Annotated in this window: 23 protein-coding genes; 2 read left to right on the top strand and 21 right to left on the bottom strand. The window is 65.1% G+C overall.

Features of this window, described 5'->3' with window-relative positions:
- Window positions 1-51: 51 nt before the first annotated feature.
- Complete coding sequence (locus M9952_13995) at window positions 52-897, top strand: PspA/IM30 family protein (protein ID MCO5314033.1); 846 nt, start codon at window positions 52-54, stop codon at window positions 895-897.
- 79 nt (window positions 898-976) lie between these two features.
- Here M9952_13995 and proB read toward each other — a convergent pair whose 3' ends face one another.
- From proB to M9952_13970, 5 genes are all read right to left on the bottom strand, one after another.
- Window positions 977-2,065 carry a glutamate 5-kinase gene (gene proB / locus M9952_13990; protein ID MCO5314032.1) on the bottom strand — a complete coding sequence of 363 codons (1,089 nt, stop codon included), beginning with the start codon at window positions 2,063-2,065 and terminating at the stop codon, window positions 977-979.
- Complete coding sequence (gene obgE, locus M9952_13985; GenBank protein MCO5314031.1) at window positions 2,062-3,336, bottom strand: GTPase ObgE; 1,275 nt, start codon at window positions 3,334-3,336, stop codon at window positions 2,062-2,064. Before obgE ends, proB begins: the two co-directional genes overlap by 4 nt.
- A gap of 64 nt (window positions 3,337-3,400) precedes the next feature.
- A complete protein-coding gene (locus tag M9952_13980; protein ID MCO5314030.1) occupies window positions 3,401-4,966 on the bottom strand; it encodes a Tad domain-containing protein in 1,566 nt (521 codons plus the stop codon).
- Window positions 4,967-4,968: 2 nt separating this feature from the next.
- Window positions 4,969-5,607 carry a pilus assembly protein gene (locus M9952_13975; protein MCO5314029.1) on the bottom strand — a complete coding sequence of 213 codons (639 nt, stop codon included), beginning with the start codon at window positions 5,605-5,607 and terminating at the stop codon, window positions 4,969-4,971.
- Window positions 5,604-6,188 (bottom strand): pilus assembly protein, encoded by a 585-nt coding sequence (locus M9952_13970; protein MCO5314028.1) that lies wholly within the window; start codon window positions 6,186-6,188, stop codon window positions 5,604-5,606. The genes M9952_13975 and M9952_13970 overlap by 4 nt, the downstream gene beginning before the upstream one ends.
- A 175-nt stretch (window positions 6,189-6,363) precedes the next feature.
- Here M9952_13970 and M9952_13965 point away from each other — a divergent pair, with 175 nt between their 5' ends.
- Window positions 6,364-7,533, top strand: coding sequence for an HD domain-containing protein (locus tag M9952_13965; GenBank protein MCO5314027.1), 1,170 nt, complete (start codon window positions 6,364-6,366; stop codon window positions 7,531-7,533).
- Between the two features lie 125 nt (window positions 7,534-7,658).
- Here the strand turns inward: M9952_13965 and rpmA are convergent, their stop codons facing one another.
- From rpmA to tig, 16 genes are all read right to left on the bottom strand, one after another.
- Complete coding sequence (rpmA, locus tag M9952_13960; protein ID MCO5314026.1) at window positions 7,659-7,910, bottom strand: 50S ribosomal protein L27; 252 nt, start codon at window positions 7,908-7,910, stop codon at window positions 7,659-7,661.
- Window positions 7,911-7,916: 6 nt separating this feature from the next.
- Window positions 7,917-8,225 (bottom strand): 50S ribosomal protein L21, encoded by a 309-nt coding sequence (gene rplU / locus M9952_13955; protein MCO5314025.1) that lies wholly within the window; start codon window positions 8,223-8,225, stop codon window positions 7,917-7,919.
- Window positions 8,226-8,266: 41 nt separating this feature from the next.
- On the bottom strand, window positions 8,267-10,177 hold the full coding sequence (locus M9952_13950; GenBank protein MCO5314024.1) for an Rne/Rng family ribonuclease: 1,911 nt from the start codon (window positions 10,175-10,177) through the stop codon (window positions 8,267-8,269).
- 30 nt (window positions 10,178-10,207) lie between these two features.
- The gene (locus M9952_13945; GenBank protein MCO5314023.1) at window positions 10,208-10,906 is read right to left on the bottom strand and encodes a TIGR03936 family radical SAM-associated protein; all 699 of its coding nucleotides are present in this window, start codon (window positions 10,904-10,906) and stop codon (window positions 10,208-10,210) included.
- Window positions 10,903-12,852, bottom strand: a complete 1,950-nt coding sequence (locus M9952_13940; GenBank protein ID MCO5314022.1) for a TIGR03960 family B12-binding radical SAM protein — start codon at window positions 12,850-12,852, stop codon at window positions 10,903-10,905. Before M9952_13940 ends, M9952_13945 begins: the two co-directional genes overlap by 4 nt.
- 94 nt (window positions 12,853-12,946) lie before the next feature.
- On the bottom strand, window positions 12,947-14,065 hold the full coding sequence (rodA, locus tag M9952_13935) for a rod shape-determining protein RodA (GenBank protein MCO5314021.1): 1,119 nt from the start codon (window positions 14,063-14,065) through the stop codon (window positions 12,947-12,949).
- Window positions 14,062-16,335, bottom strand: a complete 2,274-nt coding sequence (gene mrdA, locus M9952_13930; protein MCO5314020.1) for a penicillin-binding protein 2 — start codon at window positions 16,333-16,335, stop codon at window positions 14,062-14,064. The genes rodA and mrdA overlap by 4 nt, the downstream gene beginning before the upstream one ends.
- A gap of 15 nt (window positions 16,336-16,350) precedes the next feature.
- The gene (gene mreD, locus M9952_13925; GenBank protein MCO5314019.1) at window positions 16,351-16,863 is read right to left on the bottom strand and encodes a rod shape-determining protein MreD; all 513 of its coding nucleotides are present in this window, start codon (window positions 16,861-16,863) and stop codon (window positions 16,351-16,353) included.
- Entirely contained in the window at window positions 16,860-17,693 is an 834-nt protein-coding gene (gene mreC / locus M9952_13920; GenBank protein ID MCO5314018.1) for a rod shape-determining protein MreC, read from the bottom strand. The genes mreD and mreC overlap by 4 nt, the downstream gene beginning before the upstream one ends.
- A gap of 15 nt (window positions 17,694-17,708) precedes the next feature.
- Window positions 17,709-18,716, bottom strand: coding sequence for a rod shape-determining protein (locus M9952_13915; protein ID MCO5314017.1), 1,008 nt, complete (start codon window positions 18,714-18,716; stop codon window positions 17,709-17,711).
- A 167-nt stretch (window positions 18,717-18,883) separates the two neighbouring features.
- Window positions 18,884-19,291 carry a nucleoside-diphosphate kinase gene (gene ndk, locus M9952_13910; GenBank protein MCO5314016.1) on the bottom strand — a complete coding sequence of 136 codons (408 nt, stop codon included), beginning with the start codon at window positions 19,289-19,291 and terminating at the stop codon, window positions 18,884-18,886.
- 58 nt (window positions 19,292-19,349) lie between these two features.
- Window positions 19,350-20,102, bottom strand: a complete 753-nt coding sequence (locus M9952_13905) for a hypothetical protein (GenBank protein ID MCO5314015.1) — start codon at window positions 20,100-20,102, stop codon at window positions 19,350-19,352.
- 77 nt (window positions 20,103-20,179) lie between these two features.
- Complete coding sequence (locus tag M9952_13900) at window positions 20,180-21,529, bottom strand: Mur ligase family protein (protein ID MCO5314014.1); 1,350 nt, start codon at window positions 21,527-21,529, stop codon at window positions 20,180-20,182.
- A gap of 3 nt (window positions 21,530-21,532) precedes the next feature.
- Window positions 21,533-22,807: an ATP-dependent Clp protease ATP-binding subunit ClpX gene (clpX, locus tag M9952_13895; protein ID MCO5314013.1), complete on the bottom strand. Its 1,275-nt coding sequence runs from the start codon at window positions 22,805-22,807 to the stop codon at window positions 21,533-21,535.
- A 183-nt stretch (window positions 22,808-22,990) separates the two neighbouring features.
- On the bottom strand, window positions 22,991-23,638 hold the full coding sequence (locus tag M9952_13890; protein MCO5314012.1) for an ATP-dependent Clp protease proteolytic subunit: 648 nt from the start codon (window positions 23,636-23,638) through the stop codon (window positions 22,991-22,993).
- 41 nt (window positions 23,639-23,679) lie between these two features.
- Complete coding sequence (tig, locus tag M9952_13885) at window positions 23,680-25,083, bottom strand: trigger factor (protein MCO5314011.1); 1,404 nt, start codon at window positions 25,081-25,083, stop codon at window positions 23,680-23,682.
- Between the last annotated feature and the right edge of the window lie 96 nt (window positions 25,084-25,179).

The raw sequence follows: 25,179 nt of genomic DNA, 5'->3' as shown, positions 1-25,179 counted from the left end.
CCCGCACGAACCGCCGCACCCGACCGGTGCGTGCCCGGTAGCATGGCGACCATGCTGCAGACCCTCAAGAAGTGGTGGAAATACCTCGGTGCGAAGTTGAACATGTCGTTCAACGAAAAGGCCGACCCGAAGGTGCAACTCGAACAGGCGATCATCCAGGCCCAAGACCAGCATCGCCGGTTGAAGGAGCAGGCAACCAACGTCATCGCCAACCAGAAGCTCACCGAAAAGCAGCTCAACGACAAGATGGCCGAGCTGGAAACCCTCAACGGGCAGGCTCGTCAAGCCGTGCTGATGGCCGATGAGGCGACCCGAGCGGGACAAAGCGACAAGGCGCTCGAATACACCCATGCCGCCGAGGCATTCGCCAATCGCCTCATCGCACTCGAAAGCGAGGTCGACAGCCTCAAGGCCATGGCACTGCAGGCCGCCGAGCGTTCCGATCAGGCCAAGGCCGCCGTGCAGCAAAACAGCGCCAACCTGCAGCGCCAGCTCGCCGAACGTCAGAAGCTGCTGAGCCAGCTCGACCAGGCGAAGATGCAGGAACAGATGAACGTCGCCATGAGTTCGCTGTCCGAAACCGTCGGCCAGGAAGTGCCGACCCTCAGCGAGATCAGCGCCAAGATCGACGAACGCTACGCCAAGGCCATGGCCGGCGCCGAGCTCCAGGGCGCCACGGTCGAGTCGCGCATGCTCGAAGTGCAACAGGCCGCGGTCAACGTCGAGGCTCAGGCCCGTCTCGAGAAGCTGCGTTCGGAGTTGGGCATTTCCGGCTCGGCAGGCTCGGCAGGCTCGGCAGACCAGGCCGCGACTGCACCGGCGGCATCGACCGGCGAAGCGCCGCAACCCGACGGTGAAGCCGTGGCGCAGCCCCAGGCGTTCCCCGCGGCCGAGTAGGCCTCCCGCACCGGCCTGACCACACCAGCCTGACCGCGCCGGCCTGCCTGCACCGGGCAGGCCCGCGCAATCGGGGCACTCAGAATACGACGAGGTCGTCTTTGTGAATGACCACGCCACGCGAGTGGGGGGCGGCACCCTGACCCGTGCGATCGCGTTCGCCGAGCCTGGCCGAGCCGACCCGCACCGTGCCCTTGGCGACCAGTTCGCCGTCGGGACCGAACACCTCGACCCCGTCGTGCTTGGAGAACTCGCCCTCGATGGCGGTGATCCCGGGCGCGAGTAACGACTTGTCGGCCCGCAACGCTCGAACCGCGCCCGCGTCGATGTGAAGGCGACCGTTCGACGCGACGGCGAACGCAATCCAGACCTTTCGAGCCGGAAGCCGCCGGTCGGCCGGCCACACGATCGTGCCGACCCCGTCGACTGCGGCGATAGCGTCCGCCACCACCTGCGGCCGAGCAGCACGCGCGATGACCGTGCGGACCCCGCTCCACGACGCGATCTTCGCGGCGCCCAACTTCGTGGCCATGCCACCGCTGCCCCGGTTCGTCCCCGAGCCGCCAGCGAGCGCCTCGAGGTCGTGGTCGAACTCCAAGACATCGTGGATGAGCGAGGCGCCGGCATCGATCCGCGGGTCGGCGGTGAGCAGGCCCGGAGCGTCGGTGAGCAGAACCAGTAGTTCCGCACCCAGCAACTGGGCGACCAGCGCCGCGATCCGGTCATTGTCGCCGTAGCGGATCTCGTCGTCGGCCAGGGTGTCGTTTTCGTTGATGATCGGAATAGCACCGAGTTCGAGCAGCCGCGTGAGCGTCTCGCGGGCCTGCACATAGGTCGAGCGATTGTGAAAGTCGTCCGCCGTCAACAGGACCTGCCCGGACACGATCCCGCCGATGTCGTCGAAACACTCGTTGTAGGTTGCCATCAACCGCGCCTGACCGACCGCGGAGACGGCCTGCAACGTGCGTGCGTCCTTCGGTCGGTGACGCGCGGAGAGGCCGAGTTCGGGCAACCCGGCGGCGATGGCCCCGGAACTCACGAGCACCACCTGATGGCCGGCGGCGCGCGCCGCTGCGAGCTCGCGGCACACCTTGGCGATGGCCTCGCGATCGAGTCGCCCGTCGTCGTCGGTGATGGAGGAGGTTCCGACCTTGACGACGAGAATCATCGTCCACCGTCGGCGAAGTTCACCTCATCGCCTGACTCATATTCGAAGCTCATGGGACCGATGTTCACCACGTCGCCATTTCGCGCACCCGCCCGGGCCAGCGCCTTGTCGACCCCCAACGCGCCGAGGCGGTCGTGAACATAATCGAGGGCGTCGGGATTGGTGAGGTCTGAAACGGCGACCGCCCGCAAGGCTTCACGGCCGATCACCTCCCACTCGCCGTAGCTGTTGCGGCCGACACGAATGCCCTCGGGCACCGGCCGATACACGGCGTAGGCCTCGGGCTCCTCGATCTCGGACCGGGCCAGTTCGACGGCCTGACGAAACTTGCCGATGACCTCCGCCACGCCGCGGCCGGTGACGGAACTGATGACGTGGCCGTCGAACGCGTCGATCGTGTCGGGGTCGGCGAGATCTGCCCGAGCGCCGAGCAACACCCGTTCGCGCAACAACAGATCGGGCTGGTAGCGACCCAGTTCTGCGAGGAGGATCTCCTCTTGTCGTTCAGGGTCGAGTTCGGCCACCGAGGCAAGGTCGACGAGGATCGCCAGCACGCGGGCCCGTTCGATGTGACGCAGGAACTGATGGCCGAGCCCCTTGCCCTCCGCCGCGCCCTCGATCAGGCCGGGTATGTCGGCGACGATCATTTCGAAGTCGTCGTCGGTTCGAACGACCCCGAGGTTGGGCACCAGGGTGGTGAACGGGTAGTCGGCGATCTTGGGCTTGGCGGCGGAGATACGGCTGATGAGCGTCGACTTGCCGACGTTCGGCAATCCGACGAGGGCCACGTCGGCCATCAGCTTCAACTCCATCCACACCCATTTCTCCTCGCCCACCTCGCCTTGCTCGGCGAAGCTCGGCGCACGGCGGCGATTCGACAGGAACCTCGCGTTGCCCTTGCCGCCGCGGCCCCCCTCCGCCGCGAGCCAGCGGTCGCCGTGATGCACAAGGTCGGCCAAGACCGAACCGTCGCGATCCTTCACGACGGTGCCTTCCGGGACGTGCACGGTCAGGTCGTCGCCCGAGGCGCCGTGCTTGCGAGCCCCCGACCCGTGCTTGCCGCTGGTGGCCTTACGGTGGGGATAGTCGCGAAACGCAAGCAGGGATGCGACGTTGCGGTCGGCGAGCAGCCAGATGTCGCCGCCGCGACCGCCGTCACCGCCGTCGGGGCCGCCTTTGGGGGTGTGGGCCTCACGACGAAAGGACACGCACCCGGCGCCGCCGTCGCCGGCTTTCACGTTGAGGGCGGCCTCGTCGACAAAGTTGGACACTCGGCCAGTGTAGGACCGCCGCGGTGCGGCATTCGTCAGCGTGCGGCGAGTCGGACCGGTCGTGTCAGTCCGAGAGGTGGACCGGGTCGCCGATCACACGGACCGACCAGGTCGTGCGGTCGTTGACGTTCGAACCGCCGAATTTGTAGCGAACCTTCCACCACGTGTTGGCGCCGTAGGTCGCGGCGTAGTTGTTCGGCAGGTCGACGGTGATCACCAGATATCGATCGTTGAACTTGTACGCGCTGAGGCGGCCCGACTGCGGAAACGAGTTGCCCGACACATCGATCGACGCGACGTTGTTGGCGGAGAACACGCCGTCGGTCGTGTAGTAGTCCATCCGCACCGGGTTGCCGTTGGGATCGAGAATCTCGATCGTCTGACCGCCCTCACCCGGGTCGAACAGGGTGATTTCGAGCTGTTTGCCGGCGTGTTCCGAACCGACGTCGGCCAGGAAGAAGCTCGCCGCGGTCGAGGTGACCGATGCGTAGATCGACATCCAGTCGCGACCCTGCACCGTCGGGCACAGTGCGTCGGTTCGCTGATCGCAACGCACGCCGTTGCCGTTGTAGGACGCGAGCACCGAGTAGGTGTTGGGGTTGCTTCTCGCGTCGGTGTTGGCGTCGTCGTTACGCACGCCGAGCTTGTAGTAGCCCGACGGCGCCGACACCGGGATCGTGCAGAACCGGGACCAGGTCGATCCGGACCAGTTTGACACCGTTCCGCTCACCGCACCGCTGTAGGTTCGCGGGTTGGTTTCACCGGAGCCGGTGCACGTCGCGAGCGGGTTGTCGGCGTCGTCGAACGGCGTGTTGTCGGGAGCGTAGATCCGAAAGCGCGTCGACCACGGCGTCCCCCCGGCGCTCAGACCGCCTGGTTCTGTACCCGACACGCTCGGGTGATACAGGTGCACCACCAGGGGCTGGGTGCGTCCCGGCGGGGCATAGATCATGTATTCGTACTGATCCCCGGGGGAATCGACGTAGTTGGGGTTGGGGTCGGCCGGGCAAAAGAACGCCGATCCATTCCACCCGTTGAGATACTCGGACCCAAAGGGGTCACCCTGTTCACGCGGCGAACACCTCGCGTTGAGGGCCGCCCACATGTTCTCGCGGTCGGCCGCCGGGGCCATATCCCCCGTACCGAAGAAATTCTTCGGGCTCCCCATCGGAACCGGCAGCACATAAGTGCCGATCGCGTTGCGCCGGATGGTCACCGTGTTCAAAAAGAAGCGCGAGAAGAACACCGGCGCGTCCGAGTTGGTGATCTCCACCTTGAGGTCGGTTCTGGTCAGCTGTTGCACCTGGACGGTGATGTTGGGATCGCTGTCGCTGAACCCGTTGGCCTCGGCGGTATCGAGCGCGACCTGCTTCGCCTTCGCAAAATCGGGCAACCACACGACTCCGGCCAACGCCGACGCGTCGGCGGCCTTTTGCAGGCTGGCCCCCTGGTCGTACCAGGCGCCCACGTCGGTGGCCATGCCGGTGATGGCCAGCAGCGGCAACATGATGATGGCGGTGAAGGCCAACACGTAACCGCGCTCACCGCGGCGACGTCGCGAACGCGTTCCGATCGGACGGACCGACTCGCGGCGCCGAATCACTGACCTCAGACCGGTGGCGACCGACATCATCATGCTCCTGCGTTCGGTTCAACCCGCATGACGGCGGTTTCGCTGATCGACATCGTCGAACCGAACAACCTGGTCATGGTGGGATGGGCGATTTCGACATACACCCCGACGTAGTCAGGTCCGCCGACCGCACCCTGGCGGTTCTGGCGGGTCGACGGGCAATAGAACTGGTGACGGCCCGAACACGACGAAGGAAACGACAATGCCCCGACATTGCCGAGATCGGCCCCGGTGTAGGTGTTGCACCGCGCCGCGGCATTTCCACCGGCGGAGCGGGCCGATGCCGTGATGCAGGCCGGCGGAACCGTTCCGTCGGCGGAACTGGAGCGGAAAATCGAGATCGCCACGACGTCGCCGTTATCGATGGCACCGAGGGCCGCGTCGATCGACATCAGCGCATTGCGGTCGGTGCTCCACGAGGTTCCGAGATTCGACGAGACCCGGGCTCCCGCGCGGGCCGCGCTGGTCACCGTCATCGAAGCCCGCCAGGCCAGCCCGAGGTCGAGCACCGCAAGCGCGATCATCAACAGCATGGGCAGAATCAGTGCGGTTTCCACCAACACCGCCCCGCGCTCCCGACGCCCTCGCAAGGCGCTCCGACGACGCGACGCTGCGGATCGACGACGCTGCCCGATCATGTCCGCACCGGTTCGAGCCGCATGACGATCTCATCGCTGAAGGTTCGAGTCATTCCGATCACCCCGGTGATCCCCTGGTGATCCACCTCGATGTAGATCCCCACGTAGTCCGGCGGGTCCGACACCGCGACCTTGCGGTTCGAAGGACACCAGAACCGGTCGAGCGCGGTCGGGCCGCAGCCGAAGTCCGCTGGGTTCGCCTGCAGGCCCGTGCCGGAATAGGTGTTGCACAGATTGGTCACCGATGCCGTGCGACACGCGGCGAGCGCCCCGGATGCGGTCGTCGAGTCGGGTCCGGTCGCCTTGAAGATCACGATCTTGCTGACGTTGCCACCACCGACGACGTCGAGGGTGTGCATGGCCTCGTACAGTACCTGGAAATCCGCCTCGGGGTCCCTGCCCATGGTTGCGGCGTGGCGCACCGAGTCACGAGCGGCCGACGACATGGTCAGGTACGTGCGAAACGCCAGCCCGAACTCCATCGTCGCGAAGATGACGATCAGGAACACGGGCAGAATTAGCGCCGATTCGACCACGACGGCGCCGCGTTGCGAACGCGAAAGTCTGCGCAGTTCTCGCATCGTCGTCACCGGGTGCTCCATTCGCTCCTCTGGGCCTACGACCTTCTATCGGCGTGGCCGAGGTGGTTCTTGAGACGTTCTGTTCGATACCGGCCACCGGGCGCGTGTCCGCTACAGCGCCGCAATCGCCCCCCAAACCCGCTTCGCTGTCGGTACTGACCCGTAGCATTGCCCTATGGCCTCTCGCATCGCTGCACCCACTCGACGTGCCGAACACTGGGCATCCACCATGTCCGGGCAATCAGCCGACGACGCGGCGGTGCGTCACGCTCACGCCGACGGGTTTCACCGGCTCACGCCTCCGAAACCGATGACCCGTGAGCGGCGCGAAGCACTTGAGGCCGAGACACTCGCAACAGGAGCCACCCTTGCCAGCGGCGCTGGCCGCCGCGAGCTCGACGAGTCCCCCGACGATTTCCGGACGTGTTTCGAACGCGACCGAGACCGGATCCTGCACGGAACGACCGCTTTCCGGCGTCTCGCCGGCAAGACCCAGGTGTTCATCTTTCCCGAGGATCACCAGCGCACACGCCTGACCCATGCGCTCGAGGTCGCACAGGTCGCCACGGCGGTGGCCCGGGCCGTCGGGCTGAACGTTGCCCTCGCCGAGGCGATCGCCCTCGGACACGACTGCGGGCACGGCCCTGGCGGGCACGCATCTGAAGATGCGTTCACTCCGTACCTCGACGGAGGCTACGACCACGCTGTCTGGGGCGCGGACGTCGTGTTGCGCCCGCTCAACCTGTGCGTCGAAACCCTCGACGGAATTCGAAACCACAGCTGGTCCCGCCCGACGCCGATGACCCCGGAGGGTGAGGTCGTCAGCTGGGCCGACCGAATCGCCTATGTCTGCCACGACTTCGAAGACGCAGTGCACACTGGAATCGTCACCGAGGACCAACTCCCCGACCTCGTCGCTCAGCGCTGCGGCTCGACACGCAAACAACAGCTGAACACGTTCGTCTCCGCGATGGTGAACACGATCTGCGAGACGGGACACATCGGCATGGACGAGTCGAACGCCGAGGCCTTGGCGGCGTTTCGGCGTTTCAACTACGAGCGGATCTACATGCGTCCGGCCTCGGTCGCGCAGTCCGAATCGGTGATCCGCGTGCTGCGGGCCCTCGTCGAATACTTCGCAGATCGACCCAACACCCTGCCGCTCGACGGGCTCGAGGGATCGCTGCCCTCCGACCGGCCGCTGCACCCGGCTGGCTCCTCTGAGGCGCTCGTCGACGCGGTCACCTATGTCGCTGGCATGACCGACCGGTTCGCGTTCAATGCGGCCATCACCTCACTGGGCTGGGACCGTTCGGCGCTTCCCTTCGGCGTTGGCGTGTTCTGAGCGCCGACCCAAGCCAGGTTCGCCTCGGCTCGCCTCACACGGTTCGTCGCCGAAAACGACGCTGGCCCCCGACGCAGGTTCGGGGGCCGGTATCGGTCGGAGGCGCACCTCCGGGATTGGCGCGGTCAGTCCGTGAGGACGTCGACGAGCTTCTTACCCTTGCGGGTGCCGAACTTCACCTTGCCGTTCGACAGTGCGAACAGCGTGTCGTCGCCACCGCGGCCGACGTTCACGCCGGGGTAGAACTTGGTGCCGCGTTGGCGCACGATGATGGATCCGGCGGTGACGACGCCGCCGTCGTACACCTTCACGCCGAGTCGCTTCGACTCGGAATCGCGACCGTTCTTGGTTGAGCCGCCGCCCTTGGTCTTTGACATTTCGATTCAGCCCTTCGTGATGCCGGTGATCTCGATGGTGGCCAACGTCTGACGGTGACCCCAGCGGCGCCGGTTGTTCGACTTGTTCTTGTAGGTGAACCCGTTGATCTTGGGGCCCTTGGTCTCGTCGACGATGCGAGCCGAAACCGATGCGCCCTTCAGCTGTTCGGGCGTTGCGAGGGTGGTGTCGCCGTCGACGACCAGCACCGGCGTGAGGGACACGTCGCTGCCGGGCTCGCCCAGGCGTTCGACCTGGACGCGATCGCCCTCGGCCACGCGGTATTGCTTACCACCGGTCTTGATTACTGCGTACATACGATCCTTGAGCCTATCAGTGCCCTGCGGGCTGGGGGAAACTAGTCGATGCCCGCGACGGCGGACGACAGCACAACGCCACGCCCGTTACACACGGAACACTGTTCGGCGAAGCTCTCGAGCAGACCTTCACCGATTCGCTTTCGAGTCATCTCAACCAACCCAAGGTCGCTGACGGCGAAGACCTGCGTGCGGGTCTTGTCGCGGGCCAGCGCCTCCTTGAAGGTCCTGACCAGTTCGTCGCGATTCGGCTTGATCTCCATGTCGATGAAATCGATCACGATGATCCCACCAATGTCGCGGAGTCGAAGCTGACGCGCAATTTCGACCGCCGCCTCGAGGTTGTTGCGAAACACCGTCTCCTCGAGCGAGGACGACCCGACGTTGCGGCCGGTGTTGACGTCGATCACCGTGAGGGCCTCGGTGTGTTCGATGATCAGCGATCCGCCGGACGGCAACCAGACCTTCCGATCGAGCGCCTTCCGCAACTGTTCGGTGATCTGATAGCGCTCGAACAACGGCAGCTTTTCGGCCTTCGGGTTGTAGAACTGAACCCGGTCGGCGGTGGCTGGAGAGATCGCCGAGACGTAGTCGTGGACGTCACGGTGCAGCGCTGCATCATCGATGATGACCGCCCGGTAGTCCTCGTTGAATTCTTCGCGAATGACCCGCACCGCCATGTCCGGCTCGCGATACAACAGCGCTGGGCGCTTCTGCTTGGCGGCGAGGGCTTCGATCTGTTCCCACTGCTTCAGCAAACGGGTGACGTCGCGTTCGATCTCCTCGGAGGTCACGTTCTCGGCGGCCGTGCGAACGATGACCCCGTGCTGTTCGGGCTTGACCCGATCGAGAATCCCGCGCAGGCGTCGGCGCTCCTGATCCGACAGTCGCTTGGAGATTCCGTAGGTCTTCGAGTTGGGAACCAGCACCACGAATCGGCCCGGAAGCGACACCTCCTGGGTCAGTCGAGCGCCCTTGTGCCCGATGGGGTTCTTGGTCACCTGACACAAGATGAGCTGTTTGGGCTTCAACACGTCCTCGATGCGAGCGTCATCCGCCACTTCGACGTCATCGGCGTCGCGGGTGATGTCGCCGCGGTACAACACGGCGTTCTTCGGCGTCGCGATATCGATGAAGGCCGCTTCCATTCCCGGAAGCACATTCTCGACCCTGCCCAGGTAGATATTGCCGTGAATCTGGCTCACGTCATCGGCTGGACGGCTGACGTAGTGCTCCAGCAGCGAACGCCCTTCAAGAACCGCGATGTGGGTGTGCCCCGCCGAATCGACGTGCACGTTCATCTGGTATCGGCCGACGGCGCGCCCATTGCGGCTCTTACCTTGGCGCTTCTTCAACGACTTGGGGTCGATATCGAGCGGACCGTCCTCGTCGGTGAGAACCGCCTCGACCGGTTGCGCGGCGCGGTTGCGGTTTCGTGACCGATTTCGGTTGCGCGACCCACCCTTCTTCGCCTGGCCCTGGCCCTGGGTCTTGCTCTCGCCACCGCCGTCGCTTCGACCGTCAGTATCCGGCTCCGACGAGCCCAAACCCGTCGCTGATCCCGCGGCCGCACCCTTCGACGCACCGGACGCTGTGGCGTCGCCCTGTGGCGGCCGCCCTGATTGGCCTTGACCCTGCTTGTGGCCCTGGCCCTGGCCTTGTTTTTGGCCTTGACCCTGAGCCGGAGACTGCCCCTGGCCTTGTGCGCCACCACCAGCTGCACCGCCACCGCGATTGCGGCGGCGCCGACGCTTCGCCGACGCGCTGAGGGGTTCGCCGACGATGGCGTCGTCAGTTCCGCCGGTGCTCGCCGACGACGGTGCGCCACCGCCGGGGGGAGGCTCGCCGATATCCACGGGCCTTCCCGTCGGTGGTTTCGGAGGTGCTGGCGGCGGAATCTTGGGGATCAACGGCGCATTGAGCGCTTCGGCATTCGGTTCGGTTTCGGACATGTCGCTCCTGTGAAGGATGACCGGGTGGATTCATGGTCCACTGGCTCCGACGGCCGGCGCGCCCGCCATGGTCAAGGGCGCCGGGTGACCGTCGATGGTCATCCATTGTTCGATTCGGCTGATCCGTGGCGCGTCGCCCTCGAGGGCGAGGCACGTCAGAAACTCCGACGGTCGGATACTGCGAGGTTTGGTGGCGATGGTCGCCAAGAGGGAGGCCACGCCATGGCGCGGCGGGGTCGTCACACTCAGGTCCAGCACTGCCGGACGGACGTTTTCGGTGATGGGCTTGCCCTTGCGTTCGAAGGTCAACAGGACCTCGTCGCGCTCCAACAGGCGTTGTGCCGCATCTGCGAGCACCTCCGACGTGGTGTCGTCGAAGTCGAATCTCCAGGTGCAGTGTTCGACCACCGCCTGGAGGGCGATGGAATCGGACGGGACGTCGGCGACATCGGTCACCTCGATCCCGACCGGCATCGCCGCGCTCAACGCGTCGGCGACTCCATCAAGTTCGATGTCGTCCCGCAGGCCGACGTCGAGGTATTCCGCCAAGGACTCGGCCCCCATGGGAAGCGCGAGTCCGTAGTGCAGTTTCGGGCGGGGCGAGAAGCCCTCACTGTAGGCCACCGGCAATCCGGCGCGGCGGATGGCCCGTTCCCAGTTCCTGGCCAGGTCGAGATTGCCGAGGAACCGAACCTTGCCCACTTTGGTGTACCGAACGCGCAGCTTCACACCGTCACCTCCGGCCGACGCGACAGCAGCGACACGGGTACGGCACCGCCGGCGCTCAGATCGACGCCGGTCCCCTGGCTTCCGCCCGCCGGGGGTGTGGCCGACGCAACGACGTGTTCAATCGAATATCCGGTGCATGCGCCGCAGTCGTAACACGGGGTCCAACGGCAGTCCTCAAGACCGACCTCGTCGAGCGCGTCGCGCCAGTCCTGCCACAGGAAGTCCTTGTGCAAGCCGGCCGACAGGTGATCCCAGGGAAGGATTTCGTCCTCGGTTCGATGGCGGTACACGTACCAGTCGATGTCGAGTCCGCACGCGGCCATGGCATCTTGCCAGCGCTGCAGGTCGAAGTGCTCCGACCATTCCTGGAACGTGCCGCCCTGACGCCAGACCATCTCGATGACCTGGCCGATGCGCCGGTCGCCCCGACTCGCGATGCCCTCGGCGAGGGTGGCCTTCGGGTCGTGCCATTTGAGGTCAACGCCGCGGTCACGACGGGTTGCGTCGCGTAGCAGATCGATCTTTCGCTGCAACTCGGTCGAGGTGTTCTGGCCAAACCACTGAAACGGGGTGAACGGCTTGGGGACGAACCCGCCCACCGACACCGTCACCGACGGCGACTTGTGGTACTCCTTGCCGATCTGTACGACGTTGCGGGCGAGTTCGGCGATGCCGAGCGTGTCCTCGTCGGTTTCGGTGGGCAGCCCGGTCAAGAAGTACAGCTTCATACGGCGCCACCCCTGGGAGTAGGCCGAGTTCACCGCCCCGTAGAGGTCTTCCTCGCGGATCATCTTGTTGATGACTTGGCGCATGCGCCACGTGCCGGCTTCGGGAGCGAAGGTCAATCCGGTCCGGCGGGCCTTTTGAATCTGCGCCGCGATCCCGACGGTGAACGCGTCGACGCGCAGCGACGGCAACGACACCGAGACCTGCCCGCAGTTGTCGGGATCGCCGACGATGCCGCTGACGATATCGGCGATGCCGCTCATGTCGGCGGTCGACAGCGAGGTCAGCGCCACCTCGTCGTAACCGGTGCGCTTCAGGCCGTCGGCGACCATGGTGCGAACCTGATCGGCCGGGCGTTCCCGGACGGGACGGGTGATCATGCCCGCCTGGCAGAACCGGCAGCTTCGGGTGCAGCCGCGGAAGACCTCGACGTTGAGCCGATCGTGGACCACCTCGGTGATCGGCACGAGTTGCTGTTTCGGATACGGCCACTCCGCAAGGTCGGAGATGGTCCGCTTCGGCACCACCTCGGGCAACTCGGGGTACCGCGGGGTGACCGAACGGATGTGTCGACCCTCGTAGGCGACCTCATACATCGAGGGAACGTAGACGCCCTCGATCGACGCGAGACGGCGGAGCACCTCCTCGCGCGAGCCTCGACCGTCGGCCTTCCAATCGCCGATGGTTTCGGTGATCTCCCCGACGACCTCTTCGCCGTCACCGAGCACCACAAAGTCGACGAAATCCGCCAGCGGCTCGGGGTTGTAGGTGCAGTGGCCGCCGGCGACGACAAAGGCGTGGTCCGGGCTGCGATCCGCTGCCCGGACGGGAACGCCCGAGAGATCGACGCAGTTCAAGACGTTGGTGTAGTTGAGCTCGGCCGACAGGTTGAACGCCAAAAGGTCGAACAGCGGCGCTGGTCGGTGGGTGTCGACGCTGAACAGCGGCAGACCCTTTGACCGAAGCTCTGCCTCGAGATCGACCCACGGCGCGTAAGCCCGTTCAGCAGCCGCGTCGGGGCGCTCGTTGAGGATCTCGTAGAGGATCTGCAAACCTTGATTCGGTAGGCCGATCTCGTAGGTGTCGGGGTAGATGAGCAGCCATGAAACGACGCCGGAGCCATGCTCCGGTGTCTGCGCACCCTGTTCGCAGCCGATATAGCGGGCCGGCTTGGAAACGCGGTGCAGCAGCGGTTCGAGCTCGTTCCACAGCGACGTCATGGTGCGACCATGCTACTCAGCAAGGTGTCGCTGCGCTGAACCACGCGTAACGCCGGTGTTGCCGCCGCTCCACCAGCGTCCGACAACGGTGCGCTCAGTGGTATCGACGCATGTGCACGTTCTGCACGAGACCGACGCAGGCGAACGCGGTGATCATCGCCGAACCGCCGTAGGAAACGAACGGAAGCGGAATGCCGGTCACCGGCATGATGCCCAGACTCATCCCGACGTTTTCGAACACATGGAACATGAACAGGCACAACACGCCGATACACATCAGCGAACCCACGCGGTCTCGGGCGACCTGAGCGGTGCGCCACACCCTCCAGATGATCCCGGCGAGCAACAGCAGCAGCACGCTCGATCCGAGAAACCCGAACTCCTCGCCGGACACGGTGAAGATGAAGTCGGTCTGCTGTTCGGGGACCGAACCGCCCTTGGTGTATTCACCTTGCAGGTACCCGGCGCCGGCGAGGCCGCCGAGGCTGATCGCGGTCTGGCTCTGGCGGGTGTTGTAGCTGTCGCTGTCCGCGCTCGCGAACGACGTCAGGCGATCGCGTTGATAGTCCTCCAGGGTGTCGGAATTGAGGATCGCCACCACCCCGACGACCACCACCAGCACCAGGGTCACGATGTAGCGCAGCGGAAACCCGGCGCACACCAGCATGCCTGCGGCGATCATCACGAACACCAGGTTGGTTCCCAGGTCGGGCTGCAACATGATGAGGCCCATCGGAATCGCGAACATCACCAGCGAGGTGATCAGGTGCCTCAGTTTCAGCTGGCCGTCGATGCTGCCGAGGTACGTAGCCACCAACACGATGACGACGAACTTCGCAAGCTCGGCGGGCTGAATCTGAATCGGGCCGAGCTCGAACCAGGCTCGAATACCTTTGATCGGCCGGGCGAACCTCCACACCGCCACCAACATCGCCACCACGACCAGGTACATCATCGGCGACAGCGCCCGTAGCCGCTCGTAGTTGAACGAAGCGACGAGCGCCGCGACGCCGATGCCGATCACGATGAACATGATGTGTTTGTCCACGTAGCCGCTGAGCGCCGGCTTGGTCCGGGTCGCGCTGTAGACCATCAGCGTTCCCACCAGGCAGGTGAGCCCGACGAGCACGCACATGATGAGATCGACATGACGCCATGCGGCATTCATGTCGCGGCTCTTCACCGCGGTCGGCGCAGGACGCGAGGTGATCACGGGGTCTGCGCCTCCGCGGCACCGGCCGGGGCGACCTCGGGAGATTCACCATCGGTTGCCGGCACGCTCGATTCGGTCGGCATCGCCTCGCCGGTCGATCCGAGCGGTGGTTCGGATCCGGCGATCGGGATCGTGGTCGTGGTCGTCGACACCGATTCCGGAATATTGGTGGTCGGACCCGCCGCGGCCGACCTGGTCGGGGTAAACGATGCGACGGGCCATTCCATGCGCGACAAGGTGCGGAACACCTTCATGGTCAACGCGCCCGAGGCCACGTCGCCAAAGCCGCCTTCGGGGATGATCGATGCGATCACGTAGGCCGCCGGCACCGCACCGGTCGGATCGGCGGGTCCCCAGCCGACGAACAGCGAGGTGTCAGCCTTGCGGTGAACCTGAGCGGTACCGGTCTTGCCGGCGACGGAGAAATCCGGGGTGAAGGTCTGCCATGACTTTCTCGCCGTGCCCGAACCGCTCTGGGTCACGCCGATGAACCCCCGGTACATCGCCTGGTAGTCGACCTCGTTGAAGGCGATTCGTTCGCTCCGCAGGGTTCTTGGGTCCCAACTGAGCACGGTCGTGATGTTTTCGAGGTCCGCCGGGGTGCGCGCCATCGACATCGGATGGGTCACCTGTAGGACGATCTGTGGCTGAAACAGGGTGCCGCCGTTCGCGAACGCAGCATACGCATTCGCCAACTGGATGGCGGTCACGTCGGTCATGCCCTGCCCGATCGAGGCATTGACGTTGTCACCCACCGTCCAGTCCCGGTGGTCGAAGGCCCCCGGGTTCGCGTCGTAGGCGTCGCGCAACCAGGCAGGTGTGCCGATCCGCCCCGTCGCCTCGGTGGTCACCTGGATTCCGGTCTTGGCGCCGAACCCGAACTCGGCGGCGACGTCTTGAATCGGGCTCTCTCCAAGCACATCGCGGCGCTGCCACAGCAGATCGCCCATCCGATAGAAGTACGTGTCAGACGACTTCGTGATCGCACTTTCGAGGTTCACGCTGCCGAGCCTGGCCTTGCCAGCATTTTGCCGTGTACATGCCCACTTGCAGTTCTGGATCTCATAGACGCCGCGGTCCTGGTACCACTCATCGGCCGTGGTCACCCCGGCTCTCAATCCGGCGATGCTGGTGATGAGCTTGTAGGTCGAACCCGGGGCGAACAGCTTGGAGGTCGCCCGGTTCAACATGGGCTCGCCGTACTCCTTCGCCGTGAGCCGCTCCCAGGCCTCGGTGCTGATGCCGTTGACCAACTCGGAGGGATCGAAGCTCGGGTAACTCGCGATGGCGAGCACCTGACCGTTGCGCGGATCGAGAATGACCGAAGTTCCATCGGTGGAGTTGCACGGGTCCGGGTTGCATCCGGCCAGGTTCCCCCGCCGCGACAACACGGTGTTGCGCAACTCGTCTTCGAGGTACGCCTGAACGTCGATGTCGATCGTGAGCCAGACGTCGTCGCCCTGTTCGAGTTCTGGCTCTTTGATCGTGCCGATGCGCTGCCCTCGAGCATCCACCTGGATCACCGTGATTCCCGGCTTGCCGCGAAGGTACCGCTCCATCGTGCGTTCGATTCCCGCCTTTCCGATCTCGTCGGAGGCCGCATACGGCTTCGCGTTCTCGTCGGCCGGCTGCTCCGGGGTCCCCTGGGAGGTGACGAGCTCGGATTCCAACTCCTGCGCGTTCACCCGCCCGACATAGCCGAGGATGTGTGCCGCCCGCGTGCCGTAGGGGTAGGAGCGGACCGTGCGAGTTCGAACCGATACCCCGGGGAAATCCGCTTTGTTCTCGATCAGGAATGCCTGAAGCTCCTCGGTCACCTCGTCGCTGGCGATGGGGATGAAATCGTTGGGCCCGTAGCGTCGATCGGTGTAGAGGGTCTCGAGTTCCAGCACCTTGACCGGTTGCTGCAGGCGGGTCATCACCGATGCGAGACGGTTGAACATCTCGGTGCGCAGGTCGATTTGTGACTGGCGGTCACTTCCCTCGCCGTTGCCGAGGCCGGCGCCGCGGGCCGCTTCCTTATCGAGGCCGACCACCACGATCGTCTCGTTGTCGACCAGAACCCGCCCCTTGCGGTCGAGGATCCGGCCCCTCGGGGCCTCCTCCTGTTTGGTGCGTTGGTGCACCGCCTGGGATACCTCCTGGTAGGTCTGATGATCGATGATCTGGAGGTAGTAGAGCCTGGCGAACATCGCGGAGAACAACGCGACGCAAATGACGCCGAGCACGGCGAGTCGAACGGGGCTCGTCTGTGAACTGTCCTCGACCATGGCTGGTGCTGATTCCTATTCGGCGACGCTTCGGGTCTCGGGGCCGTCGGCCCAACCAGCGACCCACAACCCAAGGCGGGACAAGGCCAGACCGACGAAGAACGACACGCACAGGATAGGAACCAGGTCGGGATTCGTCAGCGCGGTCCCCCCGAAGAACTGATGGCCGATGGCGAACAACAACACGCCGATCACCGAACCGACGGCGACGATCAGCATGCTCATGAGCCGGGCCGAACGAAACATCGCGACCTGTGCGGTCCCCGCAGCGAAGGCCACGAGCGAGTAGGCCAGCGCCGACAGCCCCATCGCATGTTGGGGGCGCACGGCATCGAAGAGCACCCCGACCCAGAACCCGACGACCGCGCCGCGTTGGGCTCCTCCGCTCAATCCTGCACAGACCGCGAGCACGACGAGAATGTCGGGCACCACGCCGAACGGACGCATCTGGGTCACGAGGCCGATCTGCAACAAAAAGGCGATGACCACGACGAGTCCCCAGCGTGCGGCGACGTCGAGGGGGGTCATTTGTTCGGCACCCAGAGCAGCACGCGCACATAGTTGAGGCGCGTGAAGTCCGCAAGGTAGGCCACCTCGAGCACCTGGGTCATGTCGGATCGACTCGTCGATACCTTCGTCACGGTACCCACCGGGATATGAGGCGGAAACTGGGCGGTGTTGAGCCCGCTCGTGACGATCGTCTCGCCCTCGGCGATCTCCTCGGTCAGCGGGACTCCGTAATCGACGACGAAGGGGCTGTTCGGGCCGGTTCCATGACCGGCAACGTAGGTGCCCTTCGTGGCGATGCGCAGCGAAATGGCCATCTCGGGGTCGGTGATGAGGCGCACGATGGAGGTCGAATCGGTCGTGGATTCGATCTTGCCCACCAGGCCGACACTCGTCACGACGGGGTTTCCGACCTTCACCCCGTCGCGAGCGCCGCGAGTCAACATCAGCGTGTGCTCATCGAAGTTCGAATACGGGCCGGTCGCCACCTGCGCCAACAACGAGTCGAAGTGCTCCTCGGTCGGAAGCCCCTCCTGCTCCTTGATCGCTTCGAGTTCGGTGGCGGCGTTCGCGTTGGCGATCTGTTTCGACTTGAGCACCGCAACCTCATCGCGCAGCCGCTCGTTCTCCTCGACCACACGCTCGTGGTCGGTGACGCTTCCGAACCAGTTGCGCAACGGTTTGGTCGCCGAGCGAAACGCGCCGTTGATCGGCGATGTCGCATCGACGATCGCCGATCGCACGCTGCCGATCACCGGCACGTCCTTGGCCGTGATCGTGATGACCGTCAGCGAGGCAAGAACGGCGATGATCAGTGTCGTGCGGGGTCGACGCGGGTTCGAGCCGTGCATTCGTCGGATCGAGGCCTAGCCGCGGGCGCCGTGCAACACGCCTCGCGCCGCCTCGGGAAGTTCGAGGTACTGACCCGAACCGAGCGCCACCGCGTCGAGCGGGTTGTCGGCGACGCGCACCGGCATGCCGGTTTCGTTCGCGATCCGGGTGTTGAGCCCCGCGAGCAACGCCCCGCCGCCGGCGAGCACGATGCCCTGTTCCATGATGTCGGCGGCGAGTTCCGGCGGGGTCTTGTCGAGGGTGAACTTCACCGCGTCGACGATGGCCGAGACCGGTTCTTCGATGGCGTCGCGGATCTCCTCGGTGGAGGTGACGATCGTCTTGGGCAGTCCGCTGACGAGGTCGCGGCCGCGGATTTCCGCTTGCATTTCCTGTTCGAGCGGGTAGGCGGAGCCGAGGTACATCTTCACTTCCTCGGCCGTACGCTCGCCGAGCGCGAGGCTGTATTCCTTTTTGACGAACTGGATGATCGCTTCGTCGAGTTCGTCGCCGGCGACCCGCACCGACTGGCTGGCGACCACACCGCCGAGCGAGATGACCGCAACCTCGGTGGTGCCTCCGCCGATGTCGACGATCATGTTGCCGCGCGGTTCGTGCACCGGCTGATTCGCCCCGATCGCCGCGGCCATCGGCTCTTCGATGATGTCGACCGGCTTGGCGGCCCCCGCGTATTCGGCGGCCTCCTGCACGGCGCGTTGTTCCACCCCCGTCACCCCCGACGGCACACAGATCACCATGCGCGGGCGGGCGAAACGGCGGTGGTTCACCTTCTGGATGAAATACCGCAGCATCTTCTCGCACACCTCGAAGTCGCTGATCACGCCGTCGCGCAGCGGGCGAACGGCCACGATGTGTGCGGGCGTACGCCCGATCATGCGCTTCGCCTCCGCCCCGACCGCCACCGGTTGGCCGGTGGTGGCGTGGACGGCGACCACCGATGGCTCGCGCAGGACGATTCCCTCGCCACGCACGTACACCAGCGTGTTCGCGGTGCCGAGATCGATGGCCATGTCGCGACCCATGAAACCGGAGAACGAGGAAAACCGTGATGCCATGGCTTCGCTACTCCTCCGGTCGGCCGGCGCGGCGTCGGCATCCGCGACTAACAACGCCAGCCATGGTACTCCAGCACTCCGGACCCCTCCATCGCGAGACCTGATGCGGTCTCAGCAGCGTTGGGCGCCGAGGCTCACAGGCCCGGAAAGAAGATGGCGATCTCGCGCGCCGCCGACTCGGCGGAGTCTGAACCGTGAATGAGGTTCTCCGACATTTCCAGTCCGAAATCGCCACGGATCGTCCCTGGGTCCGACTCCGCGGGGTTGGTGGCACCCATCATCGTGCGCACGATCTGCCACGTGTCGGTCGGGCCCTCGATCACCGCACACAGCGCCGGCGAACGCCCGATGAACGTGACGAGGTCCTCGTAGAACGGCTTGCCCTCGTGTTCGGCGTAATGCTTCGACGCGGTCTCACGGTCGATCGTGCGGAGTTCGGCGGCGACGACCTTGAGGTCGCGGCGTTCGAAACGGGTGAGGATCTCTCCGACGAGGCCACGTTCGACGGCGTCGGGTTTGCAGATGATGAAGGTGCGATTCATGGCGGCGAAGATGCTAGGCGCAGTTCCCCGACGCCACCGAATCTCGCGCCACCGAATCTCACATCGCGGTCGCCGACGGCTTCACTCCGTCCCAATCCGATGAGCCGACCGAGATGATCTTCCAGTACGTGCCTGAATACCCCGACGCAAGGGTGACGTTGAAGGTACATGTCGATCCGGAGATCGTGCAGTTACCTTCACCGAGCTTCGAATTGTTCGAGGCGTACAGGCCGATGATGACTGAGGTGCCCGACACCGACGGCGAAGTCGTCGCCGACAGTGTGACCGTCGCGGTGGACTTGTAGCCGTTGCGCTTTCGGGCCTTCTTTGCGCTGACTGACGCCGACACCACGCGCTTTGCAGTCGTCGTGGTGGGCGCAGCCGTCGTCGTGGGCGCAGCCGTGGTCGTGGGCGCAGCCGTCGTCGTGGGCGCAGCCGTGGTCGTGGGCGCAGCCGTCGTCGTGGGCGCAGCCGTGGTCGTGGATGCAGCCGTGGTCGTGGATGCTGGGGCGATCGTGGTCGTGGCGCCGCCACCGCCCCAGCCACCACCGACCGTCGTCGTGCCGGTCAGGTCGACCTCGGTGCGATTGTTGATCGGCTCGCCGATTCGCGAGGAGGAGTTGGCGAAGTACGACTTGGCACCACTGTTGAGCCCACCGACCGCGCCGACGGCGACGAGCACGAACAGCGCCACGAACAGCGTGTATTCGACCAGGGTTGCCCCGCGCTGACCGCGCTGGTGCCGCTGTGGCCGACGAGAGCGGCGACGTGAGCTGTTGGAATCGGTCGGTTGACCGCTCGGTCGAGACATGGGCTCCTCCTCGGCGTGCACCCGTCGTATCGACAGCCCGCGGCCGCGACTTGACGAATTTTCCGAGCGGAACCCCGCTAGGGGTGTTCGTGTTGGAGCGCCTTGAGTGTCCGATGCGCCGGTTCGAGCACCCGAAACGACCCGCACACCACGATCAGGTCCGATTCATCGCCACCCTCGATCGCACGTCTCAGGCCGGCCTCCAGCGTCGGCGACTCGACCACCGCCAGACCGAGGGCCTGCGCCGCGTCGACGATCGCCGAACCGTCGAGTCCACGCTCGCCGCCCAGCGAGGCTGCGATGACGAGATCGAGCGGAAAGTGCGAGGTCAGCGCCTCGAGATACCGATGGGGCGAACGGCCCGCCAACATGGCCACCACCCCGACTCGACGGCCGGCGACCGTGAAGGACTCCGCCAGCGTCGAGCCCAACGCTGCAGCCGCATCGGGGTTGTGGCCGCCGTCGAGCACGATGAGTGGCTCGACGGCTGCGACCTCGACTCGGCCGCGCAACGACAGGCTGTCGAACGCTGCGGCGACGGTCTCGTCGGTCAGATTCACGTGCAGCACCGCCTCGGTCGCCTCGAGCGCGACCGCCGCATTCACACTCTGGTGTGCCCCGTGCAACGGGACGAGTGCGCCGAGTTGGCTACGGTGCGACGTCACGACCTCGATCTGACGGCCGCCGAGAGCCACCCGGTCGTCGACAAGTTCGAAATCGTGTCCGAACCGGGTCAGGTGCTCGTGGTCCTCGCCGGCGAAGATGGGCACCAGTGCGTCATCGAGGTCGCCGAGCACCACGACCGATGATGGTTTGATGATTCCAGCCTTCTCGGCCGCAACCCGTTCGAGCCAGCCGTCGCGAAAGTCGGTGTGATCGCCGCCCACCGAGGTCACCACGGCCACATCACCATCGATGATGTTGGTCGCATCGAATCGGCCGAGTAACCCGACCTCGACCACCGCGACGTCGACCGGAGCATCGGCGAAGGCGACGAGTGCCGTGAGCGTCACCGCCTCGAACGCCGACAGTGTCACGTCGATGGCGTCCGCGACATTGCGCACCGTCAACACCGCGTCGGCCAGTGAGGCGTCGTCGATCGGTGCTCCATCGATGCGGATGCGTTCCTGAACCGTGCCCTCGGGACTGAGATAGGTGCCCACTCGAAGCCCGCTCGCGGTGACGAGCGCCTCCACCATCCGAGCGACCGATCCCTTGCCGTTGGTGCCGGTGATGTGCACGGTGCGCAGCGCCTTGTCGGGGCGCCCGAGCGCCTCGAGCACCTTGGCCGGCCGTTCGAGACTGAGCCCCTCGACCGATCCCGCGCTGATGCCGACCGAGGAGATCTCGTGATCGACGAGGCGGCGCAGATACTCGAGCGCGTCGGCGACCCGTTCGGGGTCGCTGCCGCCGACGCGAGCCGACACCGCTCAGCTCGCGGCGCGACGTGGGCGCGAGGTGCGCGCCAGTTCGGTGCGGGGCACCAGCGTCGGCAACACCTTGTCGCGAACCGTGTCGCCGTCGATCACACAACGGCCGACGTCATCGCGGCTCGGCAGGTCGTACATGACCCCGAGCAGAACCTCTTCGAGGATCGCCCGCAGGCCACGGGCGCCCGTGCCGCGCGCGAGTGCCTGTTCCGCCACCGCGTCGAGGGCATCGTCGGTGAACTCCAGTTCGACGTCTTCCAGCTCGAAGAACTTCTGGTACTGCTTGATGAGCGCGTTCTTCGGTTCGGTCAAGATGTTCACCATCGCGGCGCGGTCGAGTTGTTCGACCACCGCGGTCACGGGCAAACGACCGATGAACTCGGGGATCAGGCCGAAGCGGATGAGGTCCTCCGGCAGCACCTCGGAGAAAATGTCGCCGTCGATGCGTTCCTGGGAGGTCCGCACGTCGGCGCCGAAACCGATGCTGCGCTGACCGATGCGTTGCTCGATGATCTTGTCGAGGCCGGCGAACGCGCCGCCGCACACGAACAACACGTTGACCGTGTCGATCTGGATGAACTCCTGATGCGGGTGTTTGCGACCGCCCTGGGGAGGAACCGAGGCCTGGGTGCCTTCCAGGATCTTCAACAGTGCCTGCTGCACGCCCTCGCCGGACACGTCGCGGGTGATCGACGGATTCTCGGCCTTACGGGCCACCTTGTCGATCTCATCGATGTAGATGATGCCGGTCTCGGCCTTCTTGACGTCGAAGTCGGCGGCCTGCAGCAGCTTCAGCAAGATGTTCTCGACGTCCTCGCCCACGTAGCCCGCCTCGGTCAGCGCGGTCGCATCGGCGATGGCGAAGGGAACGTTGAGGACCCTGGCCAACGTCTGCGCCAGCAGCGTCTTGCCGCAACCCGTGGGGCCGATCAACAAGATGTTCGACTTTGCGAGTTCGACCTCGCCCTCGGAACGGCCGCCGTGCTGCACGCGCTTGTAGTGGTTATAAACCGCGACCGACAGGATCTTCTTGGCCCGATCCTGACCCACGATGTACTCGTCGAGAAATGCCGACAGTTCGCGGGGTTTGGGAAGCTCCTCGAGGCCGAGCTCGGGGGCCTCGGTGAGCTCCTCTTCGATGATCTCGTTGCACAGCTCGATGCACTCGTCGCAGATGTAGACCCCCGGACCGGCGATCAGCTTCTTGACCTGCTTCTGCGACTTGCCACAGAAGCTGCACTTCAGCAGCTCCCCGCCGTCTCCGAATTTGGCCACGCTTCTCTCCCCGTTCCTACTGCTGCCCGACCGGTGCGAGCCATGGGATGTCCCCGGTTGGTCCGCACACTTTTACCATGTTCACGTGCCGATGGCACCGTTTGTGACGACCGGGGCCGTACTGTCCTGGCTCCCTCGATGGCCCCTCGGTGGACCGATGACGCTGAGGATCTCGGTTGGGCCTCAGACGACCGCGCTGATCGCAGCGCTGTTGTCGACGACCGTACGGTCTTCCAACACCTCATCGATGAGGCCGTATTCCTTCGCCTCATGGGCCGTCATCACGAAGTCGCGGTCGGTGTCCGCGGCAATGCGTTCGATGGATTGGCCGGTGTGGCGGGAAAGGATGCTCTCGAGTGCGTCCTTCAGACGCATGATCTCCGATGCTGCCAACACGACGTCGGAGGCCTGGCCGTAGCTCTGGGCGTACGGCTGGTGCAACAGGATGCGGGCGTTCGGCAGCGCCAGGCGTTGCCCGGGGGCCCCGGCGGCAAGCAGCACCGCCGCGGCCGACGCGGCCTGCCCGTAACACAGGGTCGACACCTCGGGGCGGATGTACTGCATCGTGTCGTAGATCGCCAACAGGGCGTTGATGTCTCCACCCGGGCTGTTGATGTACAGGCTGATCGGTCGGTCGGGGTTCTCGGCTTCGAGATACAGCAACTGACCGCAGATCATGTTGGCGACATCGTCGTTGATGGGGGTGCCCAAAAAGACGATGTTTTCCCGCAACATGCGCGTGTAGAGATCCGTCACGGTCTCTCGACCCTGCGAATCCTTGTAGATGACGCCCGGGTTCGGGATGATCGAGTTCTGCGCGGCAAGGGCCATAGTGCGAGTCCGTTCTGTTGAGGTCAGCGACGGGTCAACGTTCAGTGATCGTGATCGTGGTCGTGATCATGGTCGTGATCATGATCGTGATCGTGATCATGATCGTGACCGAAGTCGTCTTCATCATCGTCGAAGTTCAGGTCGAGTTCGTCGCGGGACACCGCGTGACCGTCTGCGTCGACGATCTCCGCCCGGTCGATCATCCAACGCATCGCGTTGCGTCGCGCCATCTCGGAACGAAGGTCGACAAGTTGATCGGCCGCATCGAGGCGCTCACGAACCGTGTCGAGATCGAGTTCCACACGCTCGGCGATTTTGACGATCTCGCCGTCGATGTCGTCCTGGGTCGGATCCAGCGACTCCTGGCGGGCCACCGAACGCAACGCAAGATCGACCTTGATCGCCACCTCGGCGTCGCGCTTGAGATCCGAGGTGAATGTCGCCGGGTCGGTTCCGGTCACCTGAAGGTACGTGTCGAGCGACAGCCCCTGTTGTTGGAGACGCCCAACCATGTTTTCGAGTCGAGCCCGCAGTTCCGCATTCAGCAATGCCTCGGGTACCTCGTCGAGCACGAGCTCGGCAAGCTTTTCGCCGAGGCCGTTCTGCACGGCGACCGATGCCTCGGACTTTCGCGCGGCGCTTAGACGCTCGACCACATCGTCGCGGAAGTCGGCCACGGACCCGAACTCGGTGGCGTCGCTCACCCACGCATCGGTGAGGTCGGGAAGCTGTTGTTCTTTGACCCCGCGCACCGTTACCGAGAAGTCGACCGGGTCTTCGCCCTCGCGCGGATGCGGTGCGGTGAAGCTGAGTTCGTTGTCGACCTCGGCGCCCACGAGGTGGTCGTCGAGTTCGGGGACGATCACTCCGGAACCAACGACATAGCTGTAGTTGTCGACGGTGAGACCTTCGACGACCTCGTCGCCCTGCTTTGCGGACAGGTCGATCGTGACGTAATCGTCGCGCTGCACCGGACGCTCGACCGCGACCAGGTCGCCGTACTGGCCACGGAGGCGATCGATCTGTTCGGTCACGTCGTCGTCGCTCGGAATCGGGTTGGGGACCTCGATCGTCAGGCCTTCATAGCCGCTGAGGGAGATCTCTGGGCGCACCTCGACCACGGCGTCGAAGGTGACGTCGCCGTCTTCCTCTCCGCCGGTCACCTCGACGTCGGGCTGATCGATGGCGTCGACGTCGTGCTCGCGCACGGCCCGGAAGTAGAACTCCGGCACGGCCTTGTTGATGGCCTCGCTGCGGGCATACCCAGGCTCGATCCGAGCCTCGAGCACCTTGCGAGGGGCCTTGCCCGGACGGAACCCGGGGATACGGACCTCTCGGGCGATGGCCTGCCAGGCGGCGGCGATCGCCGGCTCGAACTCTTCCGCCTCGATCGTGACCGAGATTTTGACCTTGTTGCCCTCTTGGGGCTCGATGGAGGACTTCACAGGGACGGAAGCTTACTCTGTCGACCGAGGGGCGCCGGAATCGGCCGCCTGCGACGGATTCCGTTCGCGACGTCCTCGGTCATGTACGGTAGGCGC

Source organism: Microthrixaceae bacterium, from assembly GCA_023957975.1.
In the GTDB taxonomy this organism is placed as follows: Bacteria; Actinomycetota; Acidimicrobiia; order Acidimicrobiales; family Microtrichaceae; genus JAMLGM01.
This window is presented reverse-complemented; position numbering and strand designations above follow the sequence as displayed.